A 2478-nucleotide genomic window follows, 5' to 3' on the forward strand; every position below is an offset into this window, starting at 1 on the left:
GGGCGTGATGATGTGCGCCGGATAGCTGTGCAGGACGGCGCAACCGAGTGCGACCTCTACAGACATATGCTGCCAGCCGCAGTGTGCGGCGACGTTCGTGGGCTGGGTGTGGAAAGCCCGTCCGGGGCAACGCGGTGCGTCGCAAAGCCGGCATCGTCCACAGCGCGGATCGCGGCGCCAGCCCGGCGCGGATTGTCCTTGGGCGCTGTTGTCGTCGGCGCTGGCACGCGAGCTGCTATAGTGAATCCGTACCGTTTTTGTCCCAACCCTGAGGAGCATACCGATGGCCAAGTCCGTCGCCGACGTGATGAATATGATCAAGGAAAACGACGTCAAGTTTGTCGATTTCCGCTTCACCGACACCCGCGGCAAGGAGCAGCACGTCACCGTGCCGGTTTCCGCCTTCAGCGAGGACAAGTTCACGTCGGGCCACGCGTTCGACGGGTCCTCCATTGCCGGCTGGAAGGGCATCGAGGCCTCGGACATGCTGCTGATGCCCGACCCCAACACCGCCAACCTCGACCCCTTCTTCGAGGAAACGACGCTGTTTATGCAGTGCGACGTGATCGAGCCCAGCGACGGCAAGGCCTACGACCGCGACCCGCGCTCCATCGCCAAGCGCGCCGAGGCGTACCTGAAGGCGTCCGGCCTGGGTGACACCGCGTACTTCGGCCCCGAGCCTGAGTTCTTCCTGTTCGATGGCGTGCGCTGGAGCACCAACCCGGGTCACTGCTTCTACGAGATCGAGGAATACGAGGCGCCGTGGAACACCGGTACCAAGTTCGAAAACGGTAACCGCGGCCACCGTCCGCGCACCAAGGGCGGCTACTTCCCCGTGCCGCCGGTGGACAGCACGCACGACATGCGCGCCGAGATGGTGCTGATTCTGGAGTCGCTGGGCATTCCGGTGGAGGTGTTCCACCACGAGGTGGCGGGTGCTGGCCAGTGCGAGATCGGCACCAAATTCAGCACGCTGGTGCAGCGTGCGGACTGGACGCAGACGCTGAAGTACGTGATCTGGAACGTGGCCAACAGCTATGGCAAGACGGCCACCTTCATGCCCAAGCCCTACCACGGCGACAATGGCAGTGGCATGCACGTGCACCAGTCGGTTTGGAAGGACGGCAAGAACCTGTTCGCCGGTGACGGCTACGCGGGCCTGAGCGACTTCGCGCTGTACTACATCGGCGGCATCATCAAACACGCGCGTGCGCTCAACGCCATCACCAACCCGACCACCAACAGCTACAAGCGCCTGGTGCCACACTTCGAGGCGCCGGTCAAGCTCGCTTACTCGGCCAAAAACCGCTCGGCCTCCATCCGTATCCCGTACGTGGCCAACCCGAAGGCGCGCCGCGTCGAGGCCCGCTTCCCCGATCCCATGGCCAACCCGTACCTGTGCTTTGCCGCGCTGCTGATGGCGGGGCTGGATGGTGTGGAAAACAAGATCCACCCCGGCGAGGCCGCAACCAAGGACCTGTACCACCTGCCGCCGGAAGAGGACAAGCTGGTGCCCACCGTGTGCCACAGCCTTGACATGGCGCTGGACTACCTGGACAAAGACCGCGCCTTCCTGACCAAGGGCGGGGTGTTTACCGACTCGATGCTGGATGCCTACATCGAGCTGAAGATGCAGGAAGTCAACCGCGCCCGTGTCGAGGTGACGCCGACCGAGTACGACATGTACTTCAGCCTGTAAAGCGGCCGCTGCCCGTGACGAAGCGCGCGGGCATCACGGCTGACCGATGGATTGGGGGGCGCCTGCGGGGCCCCCCATGCGCTTGGGGGAGGCGGGGCGAAGTGGCGCCACAGGGCCGCCCTGCCCGGGTCGCGACGTTTTACGCCATACTGTCAGCATGAAGGCTCGTCAATCGGAGCGCAGGGTATGCGCTGTCTGCGCGGTGGTGCTGGGCGCGGCTGTCGCGCTGTCGTGCGGCACGCTGGTCGCCCAGGCCCAGGGATCGACCATCTGGCGCTGTGGCAATGAGTACACCAACCAGCCCGGTCCGAATCCGGCCGCGCGCGGCTGCCGCGAAGTGCAGGGGGGCAATCTGACGATCGTGCAGGGCGCGCGCACCGGCCAAGGGGCGGCGGGCAACGGCACCTCCGCCAGAGGTGCATCCGCCCCGGTTGCGGGCGGCGCCGCGGCACGCTCGCCGGTCGAGCGGGTGGATCCGGACCAGCAGCGCCAGCGCGACGCCGAGGCGCGCCGCATCCTGGAGCAGGAACTGCGCCGCGCCGAGGAGCGGCTGGCGCAGGCGCGCGCCGACTACGCCGATGGCAGACCGCCGCGCCGGGCCCATGAGGCCGGCGAAGCCGCCTACCAGGCGCGGGTGCAGGAACTGCGCACCCGCGTGGAGCGGGCCGAGGCTGACGTGGCGGCGATTCGCCGCGAAATGGGGCGCTTGGGTGCGAGCGCGGGCGAGACCCGTTGAGCCGATACCACCGCCGTGCCGGCGCACGGCACCGGGACGTGGC

2 protein-coding genes are annotated in these 2478 nt (G+C 67.0%); both read left to right on the forward strand.

The window, feature by feature from the left end; all coding sequences use genetic code 11:
* Positions 1-283: 283 nt before the first annotated feature.
* Positions 284-1699 carry a type I glutamate--ammonia ligase gene (gene glnA / locus V7Z54_RS07765; RefSeq protein WP_334135621.1) on the forward strand — a complete coding sequence of 472 codons (1416 nt, stop codon included), beginning with the start codon at positions 284-286 and terminating at the stop codon, positions 1697-1699.
* A gap of 157 nt (positions 1700-1856) precedes the next feature.
* Positions 1857-2435, forward strand: a complete 579-nt coding sequence (locus V7Z54_RS07770; RefSeq protein ID WP_334135622.1) for a hypothetical protein — start codon at positions 1857-1859, stop codon at positions 2433-2435.
* The last annotated feature ends 43 nt before the right edge of the window (positions 2436-2478 follow it).

The sequence above is a fragment of the Tepidimonas sp. genome (assembly GCF_036824975.1).
GTDB lineage: Bacteria > Pseudomonadota > Gammaproteobacteria > Burkholderiales > Burkholderiaceae_C > Tepidimonas.

What these genes read in the sequence shown, in the direction of transcription:
- glnA (WP_334135621.1), top strand. Translation starts at nt 284, where the DNA reads ATGGCCAAGTCCGTCGCCGACGTGATGAATATGATCAAGGAAAACGAC.
- V7Z54_RS07770 (WP_334135622.1), top strand. Translation starts at nt 1,857, where the DNA reads ATGAAGGCTCGTCAATCGGAGCGCAGGGTATGCGCTGTCTGCGCGGTG.